Annotated in this window: 23 protein-coding genes and 1 other RNA gene; 22 read left to right on the top strand and 2 right to left on the bottom strand. The window is 67.4% G+C overall.

Going from position 1 to position 26815, the window contains the following annotated elements; translation table 11 throughout:
* The first annotated feature begins 433 nt into the window (after positions 1–433).
* Both soxB and rlmM read left to right on the top strand, forming a co-directional pair.
* Positions 434–2167 carry a thiosulfohydrolase SoxB gene (gene soxB / locus D107_RS0102250; RefSeq protein ID WP_018877352.1) on the top strand — a complete coding sequence of 578 codons (1734 nt, stop codon included), beginning with the start codon at positions 434–436 and terminating at the stop codon, positions 2165–2167.
* A gap of 97 nt (positions 2168–2264) precedes the next feature.
* Positions 2265–3341: a 23S rRNA (cytidine(2498)-2'-O)-methyltransferase RlmM gene (rlmM, locus tag D107_RS0102245; protein ID WP_018880664.1), complete on the top strand. Its 1077-nt coding sequence runs from the start codon at positions 2265–2267 to the stop codon at positions 3339–3341.
* A gap of 8 nt (positions 3342–3349) precedes the next feature.
* Here rlmM and D107_RS0102240 read toward each other — a convergent pair whose 3' ends face one another.
* Both D107_RS0102240 and ssrA read right to left on the bottom strand, forming a co-directional pair.
* Positions 3350–3769 carry a secondary thiamine-phosphate synthase enzyme YjbQ gene (locus tag D107_RS0102240; protein WP_018866240.1) on the bottom strand — a complete coding sequence of 140 codons (420 nt, stop codon included), beginning with the start codon at positions 3767–3769 and terminating at the stop codon, positions 3350–3352.
* Positions 3770–3829: 60 nt separating this feature from the next.
* Positions 3830–4190: a transfer-messenger RNA gene (gene ssrA, locus D107_RS13525) on the bottom strand.
* Positions 4191–4544: 354 nt separating this feature from the next.
* On the opposite strand from ssrA, the gene purL reads away from it, so the two are divergent.
* From purL to flhA, 20 genes are all read left to right on the top strand, one after another.
* Positions 4545–8420: a phosphoribosylformylglycinamidine synthase gene (gene purL, locus D107_RS0102235; RefSeq protein WP_018880663.1), complete on the top strand. Its 3876-nt coding sequence runs from the start codon at positions 4545–4547 to the stop codon at positions 8418–8420.
* Between the two features lie 66 nt (positions 8421–8486).
* Positions 8487–9023, top strand: a complete 537-nt coding sequence (locus D107_RS0102230; protein WP_018880662.1) for a PilZ domain-containing protein — start codon at positions 8487–8489, stop codon at positions 9021–9023.
* A 90-nt stretch (positions 9024–9113) separates the two neighbouring features.
* Positions 9114–10487 carry a sigma-54-dependent Fis family transcriptional regulator gene (locus tag D107_RS0102225; protein WP_018880661.1) on the top strand — a complete coding sequence of 458 codons (1374 nt, stop codon included), beginning with the start codon at positions 9114–9116 and terminating at the stop codon, positions 10485–10487.
* Positions 10488–10686: 199 nt separating this feature from the next.
* Positions 10687–12057 (top strand): sigma-54-dependent Fis family transcriptional regulator, encoded by a 1371-nt coding sequence (locus tag D107_RS0102220; RefSeq protein ID WP_018880660.1) that lies wholly within the window; start codon positions 10687–10689, stop codon positions 12055–12057.
* Between the two features lie 128 nt (positions 12058–12185).
* Positions 12186–12524: a flagellar hook-basal body complex protein FliE gene (gene fliE, locus D107_RS0102215; protein ID WP_018866244.1), complete on the top strand. Its 339-nt coding sequence runs from the start codon at positions 12186–12188 to the stop codon at positions 12522–12524.
* A 32-nt stretch (positions 12525–12556) separates the two neighbouring features.
* Complete coding sequence (gene fliF / locus D107_RS0102210; protein ID WP_018866245.1) at positions 12557–14221, top strand: flagellar basal-body MS-ring/collar protein FliF; 1665 nt, start codon at positions 12557–12559, stop codon at positions 14219–14221.
* Positions 14211–15221 carry a flagellar motor switch protein FliG gene (gene fliG, locus D107_RS0102205; protein WP_018866246.1) on the top strand — a complete coding sequence of 337 codons (1011 nt, stop codon included), beginning with the start codon at positions 14211–14213 and terminating at the stop codon, positions 15219–15221. The genes fliF and fliG overlap by 11 nt, the downstream gene beginning before the upstream one ends.
* Positions 15218–15937: a FliH/SctL family protein gene (locus D107_RS0102200; protein WP_018880659.1), complete on the top strand. Its 720-nt coding sequence runs from the start codon at positions 15218–15220 to the stop codon at positions 15935–15937. Before fliG ends, D107_RS0102200 begins: the two co-directional genes overlap by 4 nt.
* Positions 15934–17316 (top strand): FliI/YscN family ATPase, encoded by a 1383-nt coding sequence (locus tag D107_RS0102195; protein ID WP_018866248.1) that lies wholly within the window; start codon positions 15934–15936, stop codon positions 17314–17316. Before D107_RS0102200 ends, D107_RS0102195 begins: the two co-directional genes overlap by 4 nt.
* Entirely contained in the window at positions 17313–17759 is a 447-nt protein-coding gene (fliJ, locus tag D107_RS0102190) for a flagellar export protein FliJ (protein WP_018866249.1), read from the top strand. Before D107_RS0102195 ends, fliJ begins: the two co-directional genes overlap by 4 nt.
* Positions 17760–17824: 65 nt before the next feature.
* Complete coding sequence (locus tag D107_RS0102185) at positions 17825–18916, top strand: flagellar hook-length control protein FliK (protein WP_018880658.1); 1092 nt, start codon at positions 17825–17827, stop codon at positions 18914–18916.
* A 290-nt stretch (positions 18917–19206) separates the two neighbouring features.
* Positions 19207–19704 (top strand): flagellar basal body-associated protein FliL, encoded by a 498-nt coding sequence (gene fliL, locus D107_RS0102180; protein WP_018880657.1) that lies wholly within the window; start codon positions 19207–19209, stop codon positions 19702–19704.
* Positions 19705–19714: 10 nt separating this feature from the next.
* Positions 19715–20689, top strand: coding sequence for a flagellar motor switch protein FliM (fliM, locus tag D107_RS0102175; RefSeq protein WP_018866252.1), 975 nt, complete (start codon positions 19715–19717; stop codon positions 20687–20689).
* An 11-nt stretch (positions 20690–20700) separates the two neighbouring features.
* A complete protein-coding gene (gene fliN, locus D107_RS0102170) occupies positions 20701–21285 on the top strand; it encodes a flagellar motor switch protein FliN (RefSeq protein WP_018875433.1) in 585 nt (194 codons plus the stop codon).
* 2 nt (positions 21286–21287) lie between these two features.
* Positions 21288–21731, top strand: a complete 444-nt coding sequence (fliO, locus tag D107_RS0102165) for a flagellar biosynthetic protein FliO (protein WP_018875434.1) — start codon at positions 21288–21290, stop codon at positions 21729–21731.
* Positions 21731–22483: a flagellar type III secretion system pore protein FliP gene (fliP, locus tag D107_RS0102160; protein WP_018866255.1), complete on the top strand. Its 753-nt coding sequence runs from the start codon at positions 21731–21733 to the stop codon at positions 22481–22483. The genes fliO and fliP overlap by 1 nt, the downstream gene beginning before the upstream one ends.
* Positions 22484–22492: 9 nt before the next feature.
* Positions 22493–22762 carry a flagellar biosynthesis protein FliQ gene (gene fliQ, locus D107_RS0102155; protein ID WP_018866256.1) on the top strand — a complete coding sequence of 90 codons (270 nt, stop codon included), beginning with the start codon at positions 22493–22495 and terminating at the stop codon, positions 22760–22762.
* A gap of 4 nt (positions 22763–22766) precedes the next feature.
* Positions 22767–23540, top strand: a complete 774-nt coding sequence (gene fliR / locus D107_RS0102150; RefSeq protein ID WP_018866257.1) for a flagellar biosynthetic protein FliR — start codon at positions 22767–22769, stop codon at positions 23538–23540.
* A 1-nt stretch (position 23541) separates the two neighbouring features.
* Complete coding sequence (gene flhB / locus D107_RS0102145; protein ID WP_018880656.1) at positions 23542–24693, top strand: flagellar biosynthesis protein FlhB; 1152 nt, start codon at positions 23542–23544, stop codon at positions 24691–24693.
* Positions 24693–26795 carry a flagellar biosynthesis protein FlhA gene (gene flhA, locus D107_RS0102140; RefSeq protein ID WP_018866259.1) on the top strand — a complete coding sequence of 701 codons (2103 nt, stop codon included), beginning with the start codon at positions 24693–24695 and terminating at the stop codon, positions 26793–26795. Before flhB ends, flhA begins: the two co-directional genes overlap by 1 nt.
* Positions 26796–26815: the final 20 nt, after the last annotated feature.

The following is a 26815-nucleotide window of genomic DNA, read 5'->3' as shown; positions in this document are numbered from 1 at the left end:
CCGGGTCCACGGATTGGGGGATCTATTGATCTGGATCAAGAAAGACCGGCGGATGGCTGACTAGCCTGAAACCGTCGGATCCGAACAACGGCCGCCAAGGAGCGCACGATCCCCCAGCGTGCAGGCGGCCGGATGCTTCCGACGGTGTATGTCGCGTCTTGGCCTGCTATCTCCGGATAGCAGGCTTTTTTGTGTCGATTGCCTGCCGAACTGTGACGCATTCCTCAGGAATTCAAAGTTTCGCGATCTCGCGGGAAGGGGTGGCGAAGGTGGGCGCTTCTCCTGCCCATGTCCGGGAAAATGTGGTTAGTGCAGGCTCGCTTGGCCGGCTCTGGCGGAACATTAATGGGTTTTGCGCGTCGGGAACTGCGTGGGGCCGCGGTAATGCCCCGTCGTTTGACGAGAAATCCAGAAGATCACCAAGGAGAGCGACATGAGTCTGACACGCCGAGAGTTCCTGGAGGCCATGGTGGCCGCAAGCGCCGCCGGCTTCTCGATGAATGCCTGGGCTGGCGAGAAGGGATCCTGGCGACCGGCCGATGCGGATATGTATGACCTGCCGAAATTCGGGAATGTCTCGCTGCTGCACTACACGGACTGCCACGCGCAGCTGAAGCCGGTGTACTTCCGCGAGCCGGACGTGAACATCGGGGTTGGCGACATGCAGGGCAAGCCGCCGGTGATGGCCGGGAAGGAACTGCTGGAATACTTCGACATCAAGCCCGGTACGCCGCTTGCGCACGCCGTGACGCACATGGATTTCAAATATGCGGCCGAGAAGTACGGACGCCTGGGCGGGTTCTCCCACCTGTCCACGCTGATCCAGAAGCTCCGAGCGGAACGCCCGAACTCCCTGTTGCTGGACGGAGGCGACACCTGGCAGGGCTCGGCCACGTCGCTGTGGACCAACGGCCAGGACATGGTGGATGCGCAGAAGCTGCTGGGCGTGGACATCATGGTCGGCCACTGGGAGTTCACCTTTGGCGACGAACGGGTGATGGAGGTCATCGAGAACGACTTCAAGCCCAACAACATCGAGTTTCTGGCGCAGAACATCGAGGATCGCGACTGGGGCGACCCGGTCTTCGAGCCCTACACCATCCGCGAGATGAACGGGGTCCCGGTGGCGGTGATCGGCCAGGCCTTCCCGTATACCTCGGTGGCCAACCCCGACTACATGTTCCCCGACTGGAGCTTCGGCATCCGCGACGAAAACATGCAGCGGATGGTTGACGAATGCCGCGAGAAGGGGGCCAAGGTGGTCGCGATCCTGTCGCACAACGGCATGGTCACGGACATGGAGATGGCCCGCCGCCTGCGCGACGTGGACGTGATCCTGGGTGGCCACACCCACGATGCCGTGCCCGGGGCGATGGAGATCGAGAATGCCGGCGGCGAGCGGACCCTGGTGACCAACGCCGGTTCCAACGGCAAGTTCGTGGGCGTGATGGACCTGGATGTGACCGACAGCGGCATCCGCGACTACAAGTTCACGCTGCTGCCGGTGTTCTCCAACCTGATCGAGGCGGACGCGGAGATGGAAGAGCATATCCGCAAGGTTCGCGAGCCCTACGAGGACAAGCTGAGCGAAGAGCTGGCGGTTACCGACGGCGTGCTGTATCGCCGCGGCAACTTCAACGGCACCTTCGACGAAGTGATCATGGACGCGATGATCAAGGAGATGGATGCCGAGGTGGCCCTGTCGCCGGGCTTCCGCTGGGGCGTGAGTGTGCTGCCGGGCTCGCCCATCACTTTCGAGGAGCTGATGACGCAGACCGCGACCACCTACTCGGAGACCCAGCGCAACGAGATGACCGGCGAGCAGTTGAAGAACGCGCTGGAGGACGTGGCCAACTCGATCTTCAACTCCAACCCCTATCACCACCGGGGGGGCGACATGGTCCGGACCTCGGGGATCGAGTACACCATCGATCCGCATGAATCCATGGGCAGCCGCATCAGTGATATGCACATCAACGGCGAGCCGCTGGATCCGGACAGGAAGTACGTGGTCGCCGGCTGGGCGAATGTCCACGAGCCGCTGGATACGGACCCGGTCTGGGACGTGGTCGCCAACTACCTGCGCGAGCACGACACCATCAGCCCCGGCAAGCCCTACCTGCCGCGACTGAAGAACGTCGAGGGCGATCCCGGTCTGGATCGCTGATCGACCCCTCTGGCTTGGCCCGCGCGAGCGGGCCGGTTAGTCTCGCAGCCGCCGTGCACTGCCTGCACGGCGGCTTTTTTGTGGGAGCGATCCGGAGATGGAGACAAACGGACCGGGCTTCTCGGGCCTGTTGCTGTACTGCCGGCCAGGGTTCGAGGCGGATCTGACGGCGGAACTGACCGACCGCGCGGCGCGGGCGGGATTGGGTGGCTTCGCGCGCGTGCGCGCCGGCAGCGGCTCGGTTCACTTCGAGCCGGCAGATGGCTCCGTCGAGGCGCTCGCGGGGGCGCTTCCGTTCTCCGCGCTGATCTTCGCGCGGCAGGTGTTCCCGGCGTTTCCGGTCCTCGAGGGGCTGGATCGCGCGGACCGGCTGACGCCGATCATCGAGCAGGCGGAGGCCTCCGGTCTGGCAGTGGATTCCGTCTGGCACGAGATGCCGGATACCAACGAAGGGAAAGGGCTGCGCCGCCTGGTCAAGGCCGTCGAGCGGCCGCTGGCCGCAGTACTGCGCAAGCGCGGGGTGCTGCGGGCACAGGCGGACGGGCAGCGGTTGCATGTCTTCTGGCATGCGGGCGATTGCGTGCAGCTCGGTGTGAGCCGGCCGGGGGAGCGCAGCGAGTGGCCGGGCGGCATCCTGCACCTGCGCTCGCCGCGCGAGGCCCCCAGCCGCTCGACCCTGAAGCTGGAAGAGGGGTGGCATACCTTCATCCCCCGGGAGGACTGGGACACGCGCCTGGCGCAAGGCATGCAGGCCGTGGATCTCGGGGCGGCACCCGGTGGCTGGGCCTGGCAACTGGTACGCCGCGGGATGTACGTGCACGCGGTGGACAACGGGCCGATGGATGACCGGTTAATGGCCACCACCCAGGTGGAGCATCACCGCGAGGATGCGTTTTCGTGGGAACCCCCGAATCCGGTGACCTGGCTGGTCTGCGACATTGTCGACAAGCCGGGGCGCGTGGCGGCGCGTATGGCGGACTGGCTGGAGGCGGGCTGGTGTCGCGAGGCGATCTTCAACTTGAAGCTGCCGATGAAACGGCGCTGGCAGACGGTGGACCAGTGCCTGGACCATATCGAGGAGCGCCTGTTGGACGCCCGGATCGCCCACCGGATGCAGGCGCGACAGCTCTACCACGACCGCGAGGAGATCACGGTCCACGTGCAGCGCGACTGAGTCGGGCGTTATTCGCCCTGCACGGTAATGGTCAGCCGGCGCGTGTGGGCGGCATAGCGGTGTTCCCACAGGAAGACGCCCTGCCAGGTGCCGAGGATCAGCCGCCCCTGGCCGACCGGGAGCGTCAGGTCGTTGTGCGTGAGCATGGCCCGGGCGTGGGCCGCCATGTCGTCGTCGCCTTCCATGTCGTGGCGGTAGGCGGGGTCGCCGTCCGGGGCCATGCGGGCGATCAGGGTTTCCAGGTCGTGGCGGACGTCGGGATCGGCGTTCTCGGTGACCAGCAGCGAGGCGCTGGTGTGGTGCTGGAAGACGTGGCAGGTGCCGGTGGTGATGCCGGAGGCGCGGACGATGTGCTCCACGGCCTGGGTGATGTTCAGCGTGCCGCGGCCGCGGGTCTGCTGGGTCAGGGTGTCCTGGTACACGGCCATGCATCTACCTCGAATGCAAACAAAAAAGCGCCCGCAGGCGCTTGATTGGTCGGTCTAATTTGGTGGAGGCGGCGGGAATCGAACCCGCGTCCGCAGGACCTCCGCCTTCGGCTCTACATGCTTATTCTGTCTTTGAGTTTAACCAGCCGCTACCCGACAGGCAGGGAATGCAACTGGCGATCCCGGTTGAGTTTTAATGGATCCACGCCGGGCGCGCTTCACCACGAGCTTATGAGAGTCGACGCCCGATACTGGACGCATAAGCACGGCTCCAGTCGGACGGCATCTACCGGTTTTTAAGCGGCGAGTGCGTAGTTGTCGTCGTTGGCAACTATTTTTTTGCAGCGGTTTTTACGAGGTCCACTACAGCCTCGGCATGCACCTCAGGTTTCGCGACCCGCGTCGAAGCCAAGTCGCCCCCAAGTACTGTCATGGACATGGTAGCGCATCCGAAGTTCCCCGGCCATGTGATTCTTCGTTCGGGGAAGGGCAAGGGCGGGTTCACCACGGAGGGCACAGAGGATACAGAGCAGGGCGATTTACAGGAAGATTGGAAGACGGGGAGATTTTTAATGGGATGACAGGCACCCGCCAGGGCGATCATCGACACCCCAAAACCTTCCTGCCTTCCCGTCTTCCTGTAGACAAGCCCTTGACCTTGACCTTCTCCGTGCCCTCTGTGGGCTCCGTGGTGAGATCGGTCTGGCAGGTCCCGCGCGGGGGGCGGGTCCGGTACAATGCGCTGCTTTTGGCACGTCCGGTTCGAGGAAGCGCAATGCGGGTTGTGGAAGGGGGCGCGGCGGTCTCGCCGTTTCGGCTGCGGGCTCTGGAGGCAGGGCTGCGGGCAAGCGTACCGGGCGCGGGCCCGCTGGCCGCGCGGTTTGTCTATTTCGTGGAGACCCGGCGGCGGTTGACGCCGGACGAGGAGGCGGTGCTCACGCGCCTGCTGCGGGAGGGCGAGACCTGGGTGGCCCCCGAGTTCGCCGTGCAGCGAGAGCTGGTGGTGATCCCGCGCTTCGGCACGATCAGCCCGTGGTCGTCGAAGGCCACCGAGATTGCCCATCACGCCGGGCTGGAGGACGCGGTCGAACGGATCGAGCGCGGCATTCACTGGCAGATCGGGGGCGACGCGGCGGCCGGCGCGGACCTGGAGGCGCTGGCCGCGCTGCTGCACGACCGCATGACCGAGGCGGTGATCGAGGATCCCGCGGCCGCGGCACAGCTCTTTCACAGCGAGACGCCGCGCTCGCTGGCGCGCGTGGAGCTGGGCGAGGACGCCCGCGCCGCCCTGGAGCGCGCGAACGGGGAGCTGGGACTGGCGCTGTCCCCGGACGAGATCGACTACCTGGCGGACGGATACTCCGCGCTGGGGCGTGCTCCGACCGACGCCGAGCTGATGATGTTCGCGCAGGCGAACTCGGAGCACTGCCGGCACAAGATCTTCAATGCCGCCTGGGTGCTGGATGGCGAGGCCGACGAACGCACGCTGTTCGGGATGATCCGCCAGACCCATGCGCGCCATCCCGAGGGGGTGTTGTCGGCCTACAGCGACAACGCCTCGGTGATCGCCGGTCACACGGGCGTGCGCCTGATGCCGGATGCGATCACCGGTGAATACCGACGTGAAACGCTGGATCTGCCGATCCTGATGAAGGTGGAGACCCACAACCACCCGACCGCGATCTCGCCGTTCCCCGGCGCCGCGACGGGTTCCGGGGGCGAGATCCGCGACGAGGGCGCCACCGGGCAAGGCTCCAAGCCGAAGGCAGGGCTTACTGGCTTCTCCGTATCGAACCTGCGGATCCCGGGCCGCGGGCAGCCCTGGGAGCGCGACTTCGGCCGGCCCGGGCGCATCGAGAGCGCGCGCCAGATCATGCTGGATGGCCCGATTGGCGCGGCGGCCTTCAATAACGAGTTCGGCCGTCCGGCGCTGGCCGGATACTTCCGTACGCTGGAGATGGCGCTGCCGAATCCGGCGGGTGGCGAGACGCTGTACGGTTACCACAAGCCGATCATGCTGGCCGGCGGGGTCGGGTCGATCCGTGGCGAGCACGTGCACAAGCAGGATGTGCCAGCGGGGACCCCGATCGTGGTGCTGGGCGGTCCGGCCATGCTGATCGGCCTGGGCGGCGGGGCGGCCTCGTCCATGGCCAGTGGCGCGAGCTCCGAGCAACTGGATTTCGCCTCGGTCCAGCGCGGCAATCCGGAGATGGAGCGCCGCTGCCAGGAGGTGATCGATCGCTGCACGGCCCTGGGGGCGGGCAACCCGATCCTGTCGATCCACGACGTGGGCGCCGGCGGGCTGTCCAACGCGATCCCGGAGATCCTCGACGACGCCGGGCGCGGGGGCGTGATCCAGCTCCGGGACCTGCCGACCGCGGAGCCCGGCCTGTCGCCGATGGAGCTGTGGTGCAACGAGGCGCAGGAACGCTACGTCCTGGCGATCGCCGCCGAGCATCTCGAGACCTTCCGCACCCTGGCCGCGCGCGAACGCGCGCCGTTCGCGGTGGTGGGCCGGGCGACCGACGAGGGCCACCTGAAGGTCGAGGACAGCCTGTTCCACGAACCGCCGGTGGACATGCCCATGGGCATGCTGCTGGGCAAGACGCCGCGGATGACGCGCGAGGACCGGCGCCTGCTACCGCCGGAAACGGCGTTCGATGCCGAGGCCTGTCCACTCGCCGAGGCGCTGGAACGGGTGCTGCACATGCCGTCGGTGGCCGCGAAGCACTTCCTGATCACCATCGGGGACCGCAGCGTGGGCGGCCTCGTCGCACGCGACCAGATGGTGGGGCCGTGGCAGGTCCCCGTGGCGGATTGCGCGGTGACGCTGACCGACTTCGACGGCTATACCGGCGAGGCGATGGCCATGGGCGAGCGCACGCCGCTGGCGATCCTGTCGGCCCCGGCCTCCGGGCGCATGGCGATCGGGGAGGTCGTGACCAATCTGGCGGCAGCCGATATCGACGGTACGCATGCGATCCGCCTGTCCGCCAACTGGATGGCCGCGGCCGGCGTGCCCGGGGAGGACGCCAACCTGTTCGACACCGTCCGCACGATCGCGGAGGACCTGTGCCCGGCACTGGGCATCTCGATCCCGGTCGGCAAGGATTCGCTGTCCATGCGGACGGTCTGGGAGACCGCGGACGGGCAGGCGCGGCACATGCACGCGCCGGTATCGCTAATCGTATCCGGGTTTGCCCCGGTGGCCGATGCGCGCCGGACGCTGACGCCGCAGCCCGACCCGGAGGCCGATGACCGGCTCTGGCTGATCGATCTGGGGGAGGGCCATGGCCGCTTGGGCGGCTCCGCCCTGGCCCAGGCCTACGGGCAGGTCGGCGCGACCCCGCCGGACGTGGTCGATGCCGCACGCCTGCGCGCCTTCTTCGAGGCCATTACGACCCTGCGTCGCAACGGCCTGCTGCGCGCCTACCACGACCGCTCCGACGGTGGCCTGATCACGACCCTGCTGGAGATGGCCTTTGCCGGGCGCTGTGGGCTGGAGATCGCGGTCCCGGAGGGTCAAGCGCCGGGGGCGTGGTTGTTCAACGAGGAGCTGGGCGCCGTGGTGCAGGTCGCGCCCGGTGCCGAATCGGCCCTGCGCGACGCGATGGCGGAGGCTGGCCTGGAGGCGCATCTGCATCCGGTGGCCCGACGGACCGACGACGAGCGCGTGGTGATCCGCCATGGCGACCAGGAGGCCTTCTCCGCCACGCGCGCGGCGTTGCAGCGCCACTGGCAGGAGACCTCGGCTTGGATGCAGCGGCTGCGGGACGATCCGGAGTGCGCCGACGAGGAGCTCGCCCGGGTAGACGCCGACGGCGGCCTGCAGCCGCGGGTCACCTTCGATCCCGCCGAGGACGTGGCCGCACCGATGATCGCGCGCGGCGAACGCCCCCGAATCGCGATCCTGCGCGAGCAGGGGGTTAACGGGCAGCTGGAGATGGCGGCGGCCTTCGAGCGGGCGGGGTTTGCCCCGGTGGACGTGCACATGACCGACCTGCTGGACGGTCGCCAGGATCTGGGTTCGATGCAGGGCGTGGCCGCCTGTGGTGGATTCTCCTACGGCGATGTGCTGGGTGCCGGTGGGGGCTGGGCGCAGACCATCCTCAACCACCCGGCGCTGCGGGATGCCTTCCAGGCGTTCTTCGAACGCCCCGAGACCTTCACCCTGGGGGTTTGTAATGGCTGCCAGATGCTGTCCCACCTGTCCCCGCTGATTCCGGGGGCGGGCCACTGGCCGCGATTCGTGCGCAACCGTTCCGAGCAGTTCGAGGCGCGCCTGTCCCAGGTGCGGATCGAACCGGGCCCGGCGATCCTGCTGGAGGGGATGGCCGGCTCGGTGCTGCCGGTGGCGGTGTCGCACGGGGAGGGGCGTACATACTATGCCGATGGAGCGCCGATCCACGACCAGGCCGCGCTGCGCTATGTGGAGGCCGATGACACGCCGGCGTCGCAATACCCGGCGAATCCCAATGGCTCCGTGGGCGGCGCCACGGGCTTTGCCAGCGAGGACGGTCGCGCGCTGATCATGATGCCGCACCCGGAGCGCGTGTTCCGTACGGTGCAGCACAGCTGGCACCCGGCGGACTGGGGCGAGGACGGACCGTGGCTGCGGCTGTTCCGCAATGCGCGCGCATTCGTCGGCTGAAGCGCGCCGGGTCGATGGTCTATAACGAAGGCATTTGGTCGGCGGACAGACGAGGCGGGTACGGACATGGATGACGCCAGCAAGGACGAATTCCTCGGGGAGGACCTGCGGGTTACGACGACTCTGATGATCGGCCCGTCGCAACGCCCGGTTACGGATCCCGTGCTGGCGCAGCGCCTGATCGAGAGCCTCGACCTGTTCGACGACGCACACCCGCGCGGAGCGATGCCCCACGAGGACGAGGGTGCCCCCGAGGTGCAGCGCCTGGAACACAAGCTGGACCTGCTGCTGCACCTGGTGGCGGAGTCGCTGCATCCGGAACGCCCGGACCCTGTCGAGCTGGTACTCAGCGGGCACGGCATGGTGCTGCCCGCGGGCACGCTGCCCGAGGATTGCGAGCGGGTGGAGGTCTATTTGAGCCGCCTGCTGCCGCAGCCCTGCGTCCTGGGTGTCGAGACTCCGACAACCCGCGGAGGCCAGCAAATGACTCGCTGGACGGGGGGCGAGGGGGCCCTGAAAGAGGCGATCGGGCGCTGGATCTTCCGCCTGCACCGCCGCGAGGTGGCGGAGAAACGCCAGAAAGTTGACGGCAATCGCAATTAGACAGGATACTGCGAACTCGATCACATCATCGGATGCGGGCCGGGCGTCACCCGTTGCCACATCCGGTCGCGAACATCGGGGCACAGCGGTATGCGGGATCCGGGCGAACAGCAACAGGCGATGCGTATTGCACTCAGCGGTGACTCGGGCACGACGGATGCCACCCGGGCGATCCTGAACTGCCTGGGCTGCGAGGCCGAGCATCAGCCGGCCACTGGCACCTTCGAGAACGTCGCCCCCGCCGCGATCTGGCTTTGTGGACCCGCCGCCGAGCTGTCCGCCCGGCTGCAGGATGCACGAACGGAAGACGCCGCGGTGGTCGTGCAGCCTACCGACGGGGGCGAGGTCCAGGGCGAAGGGGTGGACTGCGTGGTGGAGCACCCGCTTTCCATCGCGCGGGTTTCGCAGGTCCTGCAGTGGCTTCGGTTCGGCCGCGAGCCGGGATACGACGACATGCCCGGGCTGGTCGGGTCGCATCCGACCATGCAGGCGGTCAAGCGCCTGGTGGGCCAGGTGGCCCGCACCGACGCCACCGCGCTGATCCTGGGCGAGACCGGCTCCGGCAAGGAGGTGGTGGCCCGCGCCATCCACAACGCCTCGGACCGGGCGGACAAGCCGTTCGTGGCGGTGAACTGCGGCGCGATCCCCGGAGACTTGCTGGAGAGCGAGCTGTTCGGGCACGAGAAGGGGGCCTTCACCGGTGCCTTCACCGCCCGCGCGGGGCGTTTCGAGCTGGCCGAGGACGGCACGCTGTTCCTGGACGAGATCGGCGACATGCCGCTGCCGATGCAGGTGAAGCTGCTGCGCGTGCTGCAGGAACGCGTCTTCGAACGTGTCGGTTCCAACAAGTCGCTCCCGGCGCGGGCCCGAATCATTGCCGCCACCCATCGCAACCTGGATGACGCGGTGGCGGATGGCAGCTTCCGCCAGGACCTGTTCTTCCGCCTCAGCGTGTTCCCCATCGAATTGCCGCCCCTGCGCGAACGCACCAGCGATATGCCGCAACTGATCGGTGCGCTGGAAGAACGGCTGCGCGAGCAGGGCATGAGCCCGGCCCACCTGACGCCGGCCGTGGTCGCGCACCTGGGGCAGCTCAACTGGCCCGGCAATATCCGCGAACTGGCCAACCTGCTGGAACAGCTGGCGATCATGTATCCCGATCTCCCGGTGGATCTGGCACAGCTGCCTCCCCGGGTCCGTCCGGAAGGGATCGAGGATCTGGCCGTGACCTCTCCCACACCCGGCGGCACCGAGTCGGGGTCGGCGGGCGCCAGCCTGCTGGCCGGTGGACTGCCGCCGGAGGGGGTCGATCTGCGCAGCTTCCTCAATGATCTCGAACGCGACATGATCACCCGCGCGCTGGACGAGACCGGGCATGTGGTGGCGCGCGCGGCGCGTCGCCTGGGGATGCGCCGCACCACACTCGTGGAGCGCATGCGCAAGTTCGGGCTCGGCAAGGCCTGACCCGGCCTCCGGCCAGACGGGCCCCGACCGTAGTGGAGGTCGGGATCCCGTCACCACAAGCCCTGAATTCCCGCGCGACGGTCGACGGATGCTTGACGGGTTGCCCTCCCGTTTTGGATAAACCCCCAATTAATCAGTTACCTGTAACGCTGGCGCGTTTTTTGCTGAACCTTCCCCGAATCTCTATGGGAAGACGTTCATGTCGCGAGCCACAATCCTGTTGGTGGATGCCGAACCGGCACTGCGCGAGGCCGTGGTCCGGGTCCTGGCCACGATTCCTCGAGTCCGACTGCAGGCCTGCAAAGCGGCCGACCTGCCGCAAACCGTGGAAGGGGCCCGTCCCGCAGCGGTGCTGCTGGGCGGTGAACCCGCCCTGAGCGGAGAAGTCCTTCCCGAACCGCGATCCTGCGTCGCCGCGATCAGTCTGGAAGCCAGTCGCGAACGCGAGCTGTCGGCCATGCGAGCCGGGGTGGACGCGCACTTTGCCCTGCCGGAGATGGCGGACGCTCTGGCCGAGTGGCTGCGGCCGCTGCTGGTCTCGGCGCAGGAATTCGAAGCGCCGGCGCTGGTGGCCCGCAGTGCTGCGATGCAGGGGATCGATCGTTTTGTATCGCGGATCGCGCGCAGCGCCGCCACGGTCTTCGTGACCGGCGAGTCAGGGGTGGGCAAGGAGGTCCTGGCGCGGCAGCTGCACGCGCGCTCCCCCCGCAGCCGCGGGCCGTTCGAGGCGATCAACTGCGCCGCGCTCCCGGAGGCCATGCTGGAGGCGATGCTCTTCGGGCATGCCAAGGGCGCCTTTACCGGTGCGCTGGAGGCCCGGCCCGGCAAGTTCCAGCGGGCCCACGGCGGGACCCTGCTGCTGGACGAGGTGACCGAAATCCCCGTGCACCTGCAGGCCAAGCTGTTGCGGGCGCTGCAGGAGCGGGAGGTAGAGCCGCTGGGCGGGCGCCAGGCACAGCGTGTGGATGTGCGGGTGATCGCCACCTCCAATCGCGATCTGCGCGAGGCGGTGGCCGAAGGCCACTTGCGCGAGGATCTGTATTACCGCCTGAACGTCTTCCCGCTTTGCATCCCGCCGCTGCGGGAGCGCCCGGAGGATATCGTGCCACTGGCACAGGCCCTGCTGCGGCGGCTGAGCCGCGGGCGCCTGGGGAAACTGGACGCCGCGGCGCAGCGGCGACTGCGGGAGCACGACTGGCCGGGCAATGTCCGCGAGCTGGCCAATGTGATGGAGCGCGCGATCACGTTGCACGAAGGCGATGACGACCGGGTGACGCTGGAGGCGGTCTGGCTGGATGCGGACATGCTGGCACCCTGGAGCTCGGGCGACTCCGGCAATCAGGCGATCCGGATGAACACGCCCGAGTGGTCGGCCAGCGACGAAAACCCGACGCCGATGCTGGAGCAGACCCTGCAGACCCAGGAGAGCCGGGTGATCCTGAATGTCCTGCGCGAGTCCGGCGGGCGGCGCAAGGAGGCCGCGGACCGACTGGGAATCAGCCCCAGAACATTGCGTTACAAGATTGCGCGCCTGCGCGAGAACGGCTTTGCGGTTCCGGCGTCGGGATGACGCCCAGCGAGGCTGGCATATGGATTGCTTGGAGTTTTGAAGAAAACGGTAAGCCGCGCACATGGGAGCACAAGGGGTCCGTGCAGGCCGCCGGGTCGCCATAGCGAGAACCCCCGAGGGTAGGAAAGATGAGCGAGATGCAGATTCAGAACGTCCTGCAGCAGATGCGTCAGCTGACGCAGACCAGCGGGATCGAGGGGACCAACCCGGCCCAGCCCAATCGCGAACCGCAGCGGGTGGGCGGGGCGGATTTCCAGAACGTGCTGACCGAGTCGCTGCGCGGCGTGAACCAGACCCAACAGGCCGCTACGGATCTGCAGACGCGCTTCGAGCTGGGCGACGACAGCGTCAGCCTGCCGCAGGTGATGACCGCAATGAGCAAGTCCAGTATCGCCTTCGAGGCGACCAACCAGGTACGCAACCGGCTGCTGACGGCGTACCAGGAAATCATGCGGATGCAGGTCTGATCGGCCGGACGGGCTGAGGGAGAGAACGGACGATGGCCGACAATGCACAGTCCCTGCCCGCGGTGGTGACCGGGGGATTCAAGGAGTTCAACGGGATGCCCGCGGGCCGCCAGCTTGCCCTGATCGGGATGCTGGCCGGCGCGATCGTGGTGATCGTGGCGCTGCTCTACTGGGCCATGCGCCCCACCTACGTGCCGCTGTTCCCGCGCATGGACGCCGAGGACGCGGCCGAGGTCGTGCAGGTGCTGTCCCAGGCCGGCATCCAGTACCAGGTGGATTCCACGACCGGGCAGGTGAAGGTCCCGCAGGGCGATGTCGCCGACGCGCGGCTGCAGCTGGCCGGCGAAGGGCTGCCGCGCTCCGGCGACCTCGGCTTCGAACTGTTGCAGGAGGACACCGGGCTTGGCACCAGTCGGATGATCGAGGGGGCGCGTCATCACCGGGCGATGGAAGGCGAGCTGGCGCGCACGGTCGCCTCCCTGGATGCGGTGGATCGCGCGCGGGTGCACATTGCCGAGGGGGAACAGTCGGTGTTCGTGCGCGACCGCCGGCCGGCCAGCGCCTCCGTGGTGGTGCACCTGCGCGGCGGACGATCCCTGAGCGAGACGCAGGTGGGGGCCATCGTGCATCTGGTGGCCTCCAGCACCTCGGATCTGGATCCCGAGCGGGTCACCGTGGTCGACCAGCGCGGCACGCTGCTGACCCAGGACGGCGGCGAGGCGGGCATGGGCGGCAGTGGCGATCGCCTGAACTTCACACGGGATGTGGAGAACCGCTATACCGACCGCGTTCGGGATCTCCTGATCCCGATCGTCGGGCGCGACAAGGTGCGCGTTCAGGTCAATGCCGATATTGATTTCTCGCGCGTGGAGCGAACCGAGGAGCTGTACGATCCCGAGACCATCGCGCTGCGGTCCGAACAAAGCCGGGAGGAAGAGCGCACGGGTCCCGAAGGCGGTGCCGGGGGCGTCCCGGGCGCGCTGACCAATCAGCCCCCCGAGGGCGGCGTGGTCGGGGAAGAGGGCGAGGAAGGTGCCGCTGCTCCGGCGCCGCTCCCGGGCAGTCGCAGCACCAACGTGACCAGAAACTACGAGGTCGATCGCCGCATCAACCACATCCGCGAGATGCCGGGCGGCGTGCGCCGGGTCTCCACCGCGGTGGTCGTGGACTTCCGTCAGGAGGTCAACGAGGACGGCGAGACGGTGCAGGTGGCGCGGGACGCCGAGGAACTGGAGCGCATCGAGGCATTGGTGCGCGAGGCGGTTGGATTCAACGCCGAACGAGGCGATACGATCAATGTGGTGACCGCGCCGTTCGAGGCGCCCGCGGACGAGATCCCGGCGGAGGAGATCGCCTTCTGGGAGCAGCCCTGGTTTATCGAGGTGCTGAAGATCGTGGCGGCGCTGTTGCTGGCCCTGATCATCCTGCTGACGGTGGTGCGCCCGGCAATGAAGCAACTGATGAAGCGTCCGGCACCGCCCCCGCGGCGCGAGGATGACCGCGAGGCCCTGACCGACGAGTCCGGCGGCGAGGCCGGCATGGGGCCGAGCGAGGGTTCGGCCGTGGCCGCGCTGACGGGTCCCAAGGGTCCGGATCAGCAGGAGATGGATCTGGAGGCCGTGCGCGAGATGGTCCGCGAGGATCCCAAGCGCGTGGCGCAGGTAATGAAGACCTGGTTGGGTGACGATGGCCGCTGACAAGAACTCCAAGCTGGAAGGCGCCGAGCGCGCCGCCGTGTTCATGATGAGCCTGGGCGAGGATGCCGCCGCCGAGGTCATGCGCCACATGGGGCCCAAGGAGGTGCAGAAGATCGGCACCGCCATGGCCTCGATGGACCGCATCTCGCGCAGCGATGTGAACGCCGCGCTGCACGAGTTCTCCACCCATGTGCAGGAACAGACCGCGCTGGGCGTGGGCGCCGACGAATACGTGCGCAGCGTCATGGAGAGCGCGCTGGGCGACAAGGCCTCGGGCCTGATCGACCGCATCCTGCTGGGACGCAATTCCAAGGGCATCGAGGCCCTCAAGTGGCTGGACCCGCGCGCCATCGCGGACATGCTGCGCAATGAGCATCCGCAGATCGTGGCCATCGTGCTGTCCCATCTCGATTCCGACCAGGCCTCCGACACCCTGCAGTACCTGCCCGCGCGGGTGCAGTCCGACATCGTGATGCGCATCGCCACCATGGATGGCGTGCAGCCCCAGGCCCTGCAGGAACTCGACGAGATCCTCGACCGGCAACTCTCCGGTAATGCGGCGAGCAAGACCTCGATGCTGGGGGGCGTGCGCTCGGCGGCCAACATCATGAACCTGATGGAGGGTTCGCGGGAGGCCGAGATCATGGAGACGATCAAGGAGTCGGATTCCGATCTGGGCACGCGTATCGAGGAAGAGATGTTTGTCTTCGATAACCTGGTGGATATCGACGACCGTGGCATCCAGACGCTGATGCGCGAGATCCAGACCGAATCCCTGGTGCTTGCGCTGAAGGGCGCCGACGACGACCTGAAGGACAAGATCTTTCGCAATATGTCCAAACGTGCCGGCGAGATGCTGCGCGAGGATCTCGAGGCCAAGGGCCCGGTGCGTGTCAGCGAGGTCGAGGCCGCGCAGAAGGAGATCCTGTCGGTGGCTCGGCGCCTGGCCGAGAACGGCGACATTGTGCTTGGCGGTGGCGGTAGCGAGGCCATGTTGTGAGCGACAGCTCGGCGGCCAGGCTGTATACCGACGCCTCGGCGTCGCTGTGGGAGCCGCCGGAGATCGGTGACGACGGTGTCCATCCGCCGCGCCGTCTGCCCACCGCCGCCGAGATCGAGGCGATCGAGGAAGAGGCGCGCAAGAACGGTTTCGAGTCTGGCTATGCCGAAGGTCACGAACTGGGCCAGAAGGAGGCGGAAAAGGCGGCCCGGGCGCGCGAGGACAAGAAACTGCGCGAAACGGTGGCCGCACTGGAGGCGGTGGCCGGCAGTCTCGCCGATCCGCTGGCCGATGCAGCCGACGCCCTGGAGCCGGAGCTTTTGGCCCTGGTGACGGTCCTGGCGCGCAAGGTCGTGCAAAGCGAGCTGGAGTCCCGGCCGGAGCAGATCCGGGCGGTTCTCGAGGGCGCGCTGGCTCAGTTGCCGGGACGCAACCAGGAGGTGCGGGTGCATCTGAACCCGGAGGACCAGGGGCTGGTCGAGACCTACGCCGAGCGCGCGGACGCGCGCATCACCTGGGTCCCGGATCCGGGCCTGGCACGCGGCGGGTGCCGGGTGGAGGCGGGCGCGGCGAGCGTGGACGCGAGCCTGGAGCGGCGCTTGCAGCATGCGGTCGAGGCCCTGTGGAACGGCGAGTATGCCCCGGCCGCTGACGCCGAGCCCCGGGATGACAGCGCCCATCAGGCGTCCGACCGCCCGGATGCGGAGGAGTCATGAGCACTCCGATCGACGAACTGCGCCGCAAGGGCCGCGAACGTCTGAGCACGGGGCTTCTGGACCGGTTGCAGCAGTCCCGGGGGCGCGTGGAGCGGGTCAACCCACCCCAGGCGGAGGGGCATCTGTCGCGCCTGACCGGCCTGACGCTGGAGGCCGAGGGTCTGCGCCTGCCGATTGGCGGGCGCGCCCTGATCCACGGCGAAACCGGGGAGCCGGTGCCGGCGGAGGTGGTCGGTTTCCAGAACGAGCGCACCTTCCTGATGCCGGAGGAGCTGGCCACCGGGTTGACCCCCGGGGCTCGCATCGAACCGCTGGACAACCAGCGCCAGATCCCGGTGGGCGAGGGGCTTCTGGGACGGGTGATCGATGCCAACGGGGCACCCCTGGATGGCCAGGGGCCGATCCGCACCCATGATTTTGGGCCGCTGGCCGGGCGTCCGATCAACCCGCTGCAGCGTGCGCCCGTGCGCGAGCCGCTGGATGTCGGGATCCGGGCGATCAACGGCCTGCTGTCGGTGGGGCGCGGCCAGCGGCTGGGCCTGTTCGCGGGTTCAGGGGTCGGCAAGAGCGTTCTGCTGGGCATGATGACGCGCAACACCACAGCGGACGTAATCGTGGTCGGCCTGATCGGCGAGCGTGGTCGCGAGGTGAATGAGTTCATCCACGAGATCCTGGACGAGGAGTCGCGTACGCGTACCGTGGTGGTCGCGGTTCCCGCGGATCAGTCGCCGCTGCTGCGCCAGCATGGTGCCTGGGTGGCCACGGCGGTGGCCGAGCATTTCCGGGACCAGGGGCTGCACGTGCTCCTGCTGATGGACTCCCTGACCCGGTTTGCCCAGGGGGCGCGGGAGATCGCGATGGCCATTGGCGAGCCGCCGGCTTCCAAAGGCTATGCGGCGTCGGTGTTCGCGCGCCTGCCACAGCTGGTGGAGCGAGCGGGCAATGGCGATGTCGGCGGGGGCTCGATCACGGCGTTCTACACCGTGCTGGCTGAGGGTGACGACCAGAACGACCCGATCGTGGACGCAGCGCGGGCCATCCTCGACGGTCATGTGGTGCTCTCGCGGGAGATCGCAGAGACAGGCCGCTACCCGGCCATTGATGTCGGGGCGTCGGTCTCGCGTGTGATGTCGTCACTGATCACTCCGGAACACGAACGCGCGGCCCGCCGCTTCCGTGATCTGGCCGCCACCTACATGCGCAATCGCGACCTCATCGCGGTGGGGGCCTACCGCAAGGGCGCCGATCCGCATCTGGACGAGGCGGTGGCGATGCATGAACGCCTGGAGGCCTATCTGGGGCAGGGCCGCGACGAGGCCGTCAGCTTCGACCGCGCCCGGGATGATCTGCTGGCCCTGGTCGGGGGTGGCGCGGCATGAACCCGAAGCGCCTGGAGCGCCTGCTGCGGCTGCGCAAGATCGAGGAAAGCGAGGCGACGCGCCAGCTGGGCGAGCGGCTGCAGCAACTGGATGCCATCGCCGGCCAGCGCGAGCGCCTGGAGACCTATCAGCGGGAATACCTGCAGGCAACCCTGCCGGACGATGCCAATGCGCTGAAGTGGCTGGCCGGCATGCGCGACCAGCTGCGCTCCGCGCTGGAGCAGCAGGATCTGCGCATCCAGGCGGCCGAGTCCCAGGTGGAGACGGCGCGCCAGGAGTGGCTGGAACGCCATCGAAACAGCCTCTCGCTGGAGAAGCTGCTCGAGCGCCGGCGGGCCGAGACCGCGCGGCATGACGCGCGACGCCAGCAGACGGAACAGGATATGTGGGCCACCCGCCAGGCCCATGCGCGCGAGGCAGACGCGCGTTGGCAGGGTTCTTGAATGGACCCTGAGTATCGATTGAGGCAAGGGCCCGGGGATGACCCCGGCAGACCGAGGATCCGGCAATGATCGCAACACAGAATACGGGCCAGGGCATGCTGCCGCTGCTGCAACTGCTGGGTGGCAGCTCGATGCAGGGCCTGGACGACCTGAAAGGCCTGCAAGGCCGCCTCAAGGGCCAGGACGGCGAGGACTTCCTGGCCATCCTGGAGCCCCAGATGGAGTCGCTGCTGGCCAGCCTGGGCGTTCCCGGCGAGGAACTGGAAGGCCTGGACCTGGAGGCGATGCTGGCGCGACTCCAGGACTTGCTGGACGGGCGGCCCCTGGCCGCGGATCCCGAAGGGGGTGGCAATACCTTGCCGGTCGCCGCGCTGATGGCTGCGACCCAGGAACCGGGACGAGCCGAGGTGCCCCGAGCCGAAGGTACCCCGGCCCGGGGAGGAGGCGAGGAGCGGGCCCTGCCCGTGAAGCCGCTGCCGGCCGCGGTCATGCGGCTGTTCGTCGAAGCGGCCCAGGCCAATGCCGGACGGGATGGCGCGGTTGCCCTGAAGCCCGACGTGGTGGGTGCGCAGGGAGGCATGGCCCGCGACAACGTCCTGGAGATCCTCGCCCAGTGGATGGGGCAGGGGGGTGACGAGGCGCGCCGCGGCCGTTCCGACCCCCTGAGCGGGGTGCTGCCGGCCCAGGGGCTCGGGCAAGCCGAAGGGGCGGACGGGGCGCGGGCGTTGCCGCGCCTCGATCTGACACGACTCCTGCAGCAGCCCAACGGGGCCCGGGAGCTGGCCGACCAGGTGCGCATGCTGGCCCAGGCGCAGGGCGGGCGTACCGAACTCAAGCTGCACCCGCCGCAACTGGGCAGCCTGGATGTGCGTGTGCTGGTCGAGGGTGATCGCACCAGTATCCAGTTCATCAGTGCCAATCCGGTGACCCGCGAGGTGCTGGAGGCGGCCATGCCGCGCCTGCGTGACAGCCTGGCCGAGAGCGGCCTGATGCTGGACGATGCGACCGTGTCCGACCACGCGGCCGAGGAGCAGGCGGAGCAGGAGGCCGGCGAGACGGCGCTCGCGGCGGATGACGAGGCTGCCGAGGCCGAGGACCGCGAGGCCGATGGCAGCACGCTCTCCATGCTGAACCGGCGCCTGGACCTGTTTGCCTGATCCCTCCGGCCCGGTGGCAGCCGCGGCCTGCGGCCGTGGCTGCCGGCTCGTTCCTGCGCTGATGCCGGGTTCTCCCTGTTCCCGTGTGCCGCCAAGATTCCGTCTTTCACGGCGGCCGGGCGGCCGATTCTTGACGTTCTTCATGTTTTCCGCGCCCGCGTTTGCCCCGGAAAACCGCCAGTGACTACCCGTAACTGACGGATTAAAAACACTAAAACGACTTCTGGCATCAGCCTTGCTAAGGTTTGTACCGAGAACGAATCCTCGGTTTACCGGACAGCGGGTGCGATATGGCAGAGAAGGAAGTCAATCTGGACGACGACGAAGGCGGCGCCCCGAAGAAGGGCGGGAAGGGCAAGCTGATCGTCCTGATCCTGGTCGTCCTGTTTCTCGTAGCCGGCGGTGCGGCCGCCGCCTGGTTCTTCCTGATGGCGGACGGTGACGATACCGAGCAGGTCAAAGCCGGCCCGCCCGAGCGGCTGTACACCAGCCTCGAGCCGATGACGGTGAACATCGAGGCCCCGGGGCGCATCCGCTACCTGCGCGCGGAACTGTCGCTGGTGACCCATGACCCGGCGGTCGCCGAGGCCTTCGAACGGCACCTGCCGGCAATCCGAAACGACCTCCTGGGCATCCTGGCGGAACAGCGCTACGAGGATCTCAATACCCGCGCGGGCAAGGAGGCCCTGGCGGAAGAACTGAAAGAGACGATCGCCGGGATCCTGCGTTCCCGCGATGCCCCGGACGCGGTCGAGGCCGTGCTGTTCAACGAACTGGTGATGCAGTAGGAGCCCCGTCATGGCACAGACGGATATCCTCAGCCAGGACGAGATCGATGCCCTCCTGCACGGCGTGGACGAGGGCGACGTCGAGACGGAAGACCCGTATCCGAGTGATGGCCAGGCACGCGAATTCAACTTCGCCACCCAGGACCGGATCGTGCGTGGGCGCATGCCCACGCTGGAGATGATCAACGAGCGCTTCGCGCGTCACCTGCGGGTCCGTCTGTTCAACGTGCTGCGTCGCTCCGCCGAGATCTCGGTGGTGGGCACCCGCATCACCAAGTTCTCCGAGTACATGCATTCGCTGTTCGTGCCCACCAGCCTGAACCTAGTGCGCGCGCATCCGTTGCACGGCACCGGGCTGTTCGTGTTCGACCCGAAGCTGGTGTTCATCCTGGTGGACAACTTCTTCGGCGGCGACGGCCGTTACTACACCCGCATCGAGGGGCGTGACTTCACCCCGATGGAGATGAAGGTGGTGCACGGCGTGCTGGAAGGCGCGTTCGAGGACATGCAGAAGGCCTGGCAGCCGGTCATGGAGCTGGAGTTCGAGTTCCTGAACTCCGAGGTCAACCCGCAGTTCGCGAATATCGTCTCGCCGACCGAGATCGTGGTGATCAGCGAGTTCCACATCGAGCTCGACGGGGGCGGTGGCAACCTGCACGTGACCCTGCCGTACTCGATGATCGAGCCGATACGCGAGCAGCTGGACACCGGTATCCAGTCGGACCGCTCCGACGTGGACCAGCGCTGGATGCACGCACTCCAGGAGGAGATTCAGACCGCCGAGGTCGAGATCAGCTCCATCCTGGCCGAGACCGAGGTGACCGTGCGCGAGCTGCTGGATATCCAGCCGGGCGACATCATCCCGGTTGATCTCCCCGAGAAGATTTCCCTGCAGGTCGAAGATATCCCGATGTTCCGCGGGAAGTTCGGCGTATCCAATGGGCTGAATGCGATCCAGATTTCGGAACGCATCATCAAACGATAGAGGGCCGCAGCATGGCAGACACCGACGATCCCAAACAGGACACCCCCGGCCCCGACGCGGAGGCCGCCGCCGAGAATCCGGAGACGGAGGGCGGTTCCGATGACCAGGCCCTGGCCGACGAGTGGGCGGCCGCCCTGGCGGAGCAGAAGGACGAGGATGGCGAGGCAGCCGCCGACCCCGACGCGCTGCTGAACGAGGCACAGGGCGGGGCGTCCGAGGACCCGGCGCAGGAAGCGCCGAAGGCCGAGAAGCGGGAACGCAAGCACAAGCCGGACCCGGGCGCGGAGGCCCTGCAGCCGGAGCAGCTCTCCGGCGTGGTGCAGGGCGACGGGGAGGAGCTGAACCTGGAGATGGTCCTGGATGTACCGGTGACCATCTCCATGGAGATCGGCCGCACGCGCATCCCGATCCGCAACCTCCTCCAGCTGAACCAGGGCTCGGTGGTGGAACTGGACCGCCTGGCCGGCGAGCCCCTGGATGTGCTGGTGAACGGGACGCTGATTGCGCATGGCGAGGTGGTGGTGGTCAACGAGAAGTTCGGTATTCGACTGACCGACGTGATCAGCCCCAGCGAACGGATCCGCAAGCTCAAATAGCCATGAATCAACGCTATACGCACATCGCGGCCCTCGTCCTGACGGCCGTTACGGGGAGCCTCTGGCCACTGACCGCCCTCGCCGAGGGGGGTAGCGGCGGCGCCGCCGGGTATCTGGCCCAGCTGATCGGCGGTCTGGTCCTGGTGATCGGCGCGATCGTGGTGCTGGGCTGGGTCCTACGGCGCACACAGGGCGGGCTCAATCGCGGCTCCCAGGTGATCGAGATCGTCGCGGCGCGCTCGGTGGGCGCGCGCGAGCGCCTGGTGCTGGTCCAGGTCGGGGACGAACAGGTCCTGGTCGGGGTTGGGCCCGCCGGCATGCGCACGCTGCACACCATGAACGAACCGGTACTGGCCCCGGCCGGCGAGACCCCGGACTTCTCGAGCGCGTTGAAGCGCGCGGTGACGCGGCGTGCGCCGGTCACCGGCGAGCGGGGGCAGTCGTGATGTCGGTGCTGCTGCGGATTGGGCTGGGGCTGGCTCTGCTGGCCCTGCCGGGCCTGGCCGGAGCGCAGGTCGCGCAGGGCATCGAGGCCCTGACGGTGACCACCAACGGGGATGGTGGCGAGACCTATTCGGTGACGCTGCAGATCATCCTGCTGATGACGCTGCTGACCCTGCTGCCGTCGATCCTGATCATGATGACCGCGTTTACGCGCATCCTGGTGGTGCTGGCCATCCTGCGCCAGGGCCTGGGTACGACCCAGACACCGTCCAACCAGATCCTGATCGGTCTGGCGTTTTTCCTGACCCTGTTCGTGATGGCCCCGGTGTTCGAGGAGATCTACGACACCGCGTTTGTGCCCTACGTGAACGAGGAGATGGGGACCGAGGAGGTGCTGCAGGCCGGGGTGCAGCCCCTGCGCGAGTTCATGCTGGCGCATACCCGCGAGAGTGACCTGGCGATGTTCGCCGAGATCAACGGGATCGACGGCTTCGAGGATGCCGACGATATCCCGCTAAGCCTGCTGGTGCCGGCGTTTATCACCAGCGAACTCAAGACCGCGTTCCAGATCGGCTTCCTGATCCTGATCCCGTTCCTGATCATCGACCTGGTGGTGGCCTCGGTCCTGATGTCGATGGGGATGGTGATGCTCTCGCCGCTGATCATCTCGTTGCCGTTCAAGGTGATGCTGTTCGTTCTGGTCGATGGCTGGGCGCTGATGATGAACACCCTTGCCACCAGCTTTTTTGTTTAGGAGGTTCCGATGACACCCGAACTGGTGGTCGATATCGGGCGCGAGACGCTCACGGTGGTGGTTCTTCTGGCCGCGCCGCCGCTGCTGACGGCGCTGGCGGTGGGCCTGGCGATCGGCATGCTTCAGGCCGCCACCCAGGTGCAGGAAATGACCCTGTCGTTCATCCCCAAGCTGCTGGCCATGTTCGCGGCCCTCCTGATCAGTGGCCACTGGATGCTGGCGCTGCTGATCGACTACACCGAGCGCCTCTACGAGGGCGCGCCGGGGATGGTGGGGTAGACCGATGACCCTGGCGGCGGAACAGCTGGTGCTGTGGGTGGGGGCGGTCCTGTGGCCGTTCGCGCGCATTGGCGCCATGCTCGTCGCCATGCCGATCTTCGGCGCCGACACGGTCAACGCACGGGTGCGCATGGGGCTGGCGCTGCTGCTGGCCATCTTTGTCGCCATGCAGGGGCCGGTGCTCCCCGATATCGACCCCCTGAGCCTCGAAGGCGTGGTGGTGACGCTGCACCAGATCGCGATCGGGGTGTTTATGGGCTTCATCCTGCAGATGGTCTTCTCCGCCGTGACCCAGGCGGGCGAGGTGATCGCACTGGGCATGGGGCTGGGTTTCGCGTCCATCGTGGACCCGGCCCAGGGCGTGCAGGTGCCGGTGGTGTCGACCATCTTCGTGATCTTCTCGACGCTGCTGTTCCTGGCGATGAACGGCCATCTGATCGCGCTGGAACTGATGCTGACCAGCTTCGAGACCATGCCCATCGCCCCGACTGGACTGAATGCGGAGGCCTTCTACGCGCTGGTCGCGTTCGGATCGACGATGTTCGTTGGCGCGGTGCTGGTGGCGCTTCCGGCGGTCGCCTCGCTGCTGCTGGTGAATATCTCCATGGGCGTGATCACCCGCGCCTCGCCGCAGCTCAACATCTTCGCGGTGGGCTTCCCGATGATGATCCTGATCGGCTTTGTGCTGCTCATGTTCACTTTTCCGGGGCTGCCGGAACGCTTCGGGGAGCTGATGCTCGAGGCCTTCCACCTGATGCAGACCCGGATGGGGTTCTGACATGGCCGAGAACGAGAACGGGCAGGAAAAAACCGAAGAGCCCACTCCGAAACGCCTGCGCGAGGCGAAGGAGAAGGGTCAGGTCCCGCGGTCACGCGAGCTCAGCACCTTCCTGGTGCTGATGACCGCGGGGGCGTTCATGTTGATGTACGGCCCGAACATGGGCGCGCAACTCGCGGAACAGATGACCAGTCGTTTCGATTTCGATCCCGAAATGGCGTACGACTCCTCGCTGCTGCTGCCCTACCTCGCCCAGGAGATCTTCCGCACCCTGCGCACGCTGTTTCCGCTGTTCGGGGTATTGATCGTCGCGGCCGTGATGGCGCCGATCGTGATCGGGGGCGCGAACTTCTCCTGGAAGGCGGCGGCCCCGAAGGCCTCCAAGCTGAATCCCGGAAAGGGGCTGAAGCGCATCTTCTCCTGGCAGGGGCTGATGGAGTTCGGCAAGACCTTCGCCAAGTTCGTGCTGATCTCCAGCGTCGCGGTCGCGGTGCTTGCCACCTTTTCCGATCGCCTGCTGATGCTGGGCTACGAGCCGATCCATCAGGGTATCGCGCATACCGCCCAGCTGGTGCTGGGGACCTTTATCGCGGTATCGGCCGCGCTGATCGTGGTGGCGGCCATCGATGCGCCGTTCCAGATGTGGAACCACCAGAAGCAGCTGCGCATGACCCGCCAGGAGGTCAAGGACGAATACAAGGAGACCGACGGCAAGCCGGAGGTCAAGCAGAAGGTCCGCCAGCTGCAGCAGGAGATGGCGCAGCGGCGGATGATGGAGGAGGTCCCGAAGGCCGACGTGATCATCACCAACCCGACCCATTACGCCGTGGCCATCGTCTACGAGGCCTCGCGCATGGCGGCGCCCAGGGTAGTGGCCAAGGGCGCCGACGAGGTCGCGGCCTCGATCCGTGCGGTCGCCGACGAACACGCGATCGTCCGCGTCGAGGCGCCGCGCGTCGCCCGCGCGATCTATTTCACCACGGACCTGAACCAGGAGATCCCCAACGGCCTGTTCGTCGCCGTCGCACGCATCCTGGCCTATGTCTACCAGCTCAAGCGGGCCGACGCCGACGCGCAGATGCCGGATGACCTGCCAGTGCCGGAGGATTACCTCGATCCGGACAAGCAGCGCGGCAAGCGGAGGGATCGCTGATGGCCTTCTTCGACCGCCTCGGGAACGTCGGCAAGTGGGGACTCGGCGCGCCGATCCTGCTGATCGCCATGCTGTCGATGATGGTGCTGCCGCTCCCGCCGCTGGCGCTGGACGTGCTGTTCACCTTCAATATCGCGCTTTCGCTGGTAGTGATCATGGTTGCGGTGTATACGCCGCGGCCGCTGGAATTCGCCGTGTTCCCGACCGTGTTGCTGGTCGCGACGCTGCTGCGCCTGGCGCTGAACATCGCGTCTACGCGGGTGATCCTGCTGGAAGGCCATACCGGGACTGACGCGGCGGGCAAGGTGATCCAGGCCTTCGGCGACTTCGTGGTGGGCGGCAACTACACCGTCGGCCTGGTGGTGTTCGCCATCCTGATCATCATCAACTTCGTGGTGGTCACCAAGGGCGCGGGGCGCGTCTCCGAGGTCAGCGCCCGCTTCACCCTGGATTCCATGCCCGGCAAGCAGATGGCGATCGACGCCGACCTGAACGCCGGCATCCTGACCCAGGAAGAGGCGCGCAAGCGCCGCGAGGAGATCGCCAGCGAGGCGGACTTCTATGGCTCCATGGACGGGGCCTCCAAGTTTGTTCGCGGTGACGCGATAGCCGGCATCCTGATCCTGTTCGTGAACATCATCGGCGGCCTGACCATCGGGGCCGTCCAGCACGGCATGACGATCGGCGATGCCGCGACCAATTACGTGCTGCTGACCATCGGCGATGGTCTGGTCGCGCAGATCCCGTCGCTGGTGCTGTCCTCCGCGACCGCGATCATCGTGACCCGCGTGACCAGCAGCCAGGACATGGGGCAGCAGGTCTTCGGCCAGATGTTCTCCAACCCGCGCGTGCTGTACGTGGCCGGGGGTGTGATCGCCGCACTGGGGATCGTGCCGGGCATGCCCAATGCCGTGTTCCTGGGCCTGGCCGCGCTGATCTTCGGCGGGGCATACCTGCTCAAGCGCCAGGCCCGCGAGGCCGAGGTGGAGGTGGAGCGCATCCCGCAGGAGGACGAGGGCGGGGCCCGGTCCGAGGATCGCGACCTGACCTGGGAAGACGTGCCGCCGGTGGATCTGGTGTCGCTGGAGGTGGGCTATCGCCTGATCCCGCTGGTGGATCGCACCCAGGACGGCCAGCTGATGGGCCGGATCAAGGGCGTGCGGCGCAAGCTCTCGCAGGAGCTGGGATTCCTGCTGCAGCCGGTGCATATCCGCGACAACCTCGAACTGAGCCCGAATGCCTACCGCATCAGCCTGCTGGGCGTGACCGTGGCCGAGGCCGAGGTCTTCCCCGAGCGCGAACTGGCGATCAATCCGGGCGAGGTGTTCGGGACGGTGCCGGGCACGCCGACCAAGGACCCGACGTTCAATCTGGATGCGCTGTGGATAGACCCGGCGGACCGCGACCAGGCCCAGGGTGCCGGCTATACCGTGGTCGACTGCGCCACGGTGATCGCGACCCATCTGTCACAGGTGTTCCGCGAGAACGCGCATCGCCTGATCGGCCACGAGGAGGCGCAGCACCTGCTCGACCAGCTGGCGCGCCATTCGCCGAAGCTGGTGGAAAACCTGGTGCCCAAGACGCTGTCCCTGTCCATCGTGCTGAAGGTGCTGCAGAACCTGCTGGCCGAGCAAGTCTCGATCCGCGACCTGCGCACGATCGCCGAAACCCTGGCAGACGAGGGGGTCAAGAGTCAGGATCCCGGCACTTTGACCGCGGCGGTGCGGGTGGCCCTGGCGCGCTCGATCGTGCAGGACCTGGTGGGGCCGGAGGACGAGCTGCCCCTGATCGCGCTGGATCCGTCGTTGGAACAGCTCTTGCATAAGTCCCTGCAGGGGAGCTCGGGCGGCACGGTTGGACTGGAGCCCGGGCTGGCGGAGCGGCTGCAGCGCTCGGTGGCCGATGCGGCCCGCCGCCAGGAGACGGCCGGACAGCCGGCGGTCCTGGTGGTGGCACCGGAGATCCGCTCCTGGATCGCCGGGTGGCTGCGCGGCGCGGTCCGCAGTCTGACCGTGCTGGCCTTCACCGAGATTCCGGACAATCGCCGGATCCGGGTGGTTGCCACCGTCGGCCAGGAAGAGTCGCAGAAGCAGTCCGCCTGAACGACACGATGAAGGGTTCC

This window comes from Thioalkalivibrio sp. ALE30 (assembly GCF_000377465.1).
GTDB lineage: Bacteria > Pseudomonadota > Gammaproteobacteria > Ectothiorhodospirales > Ectothiorhodospiraceae > Thioalkalivibrio.
The sequence above is the reverse complement of the archived record's forward strand: the minus strand, read 5'-3'. Positions and strand labels throughout refer to the sequence as shown.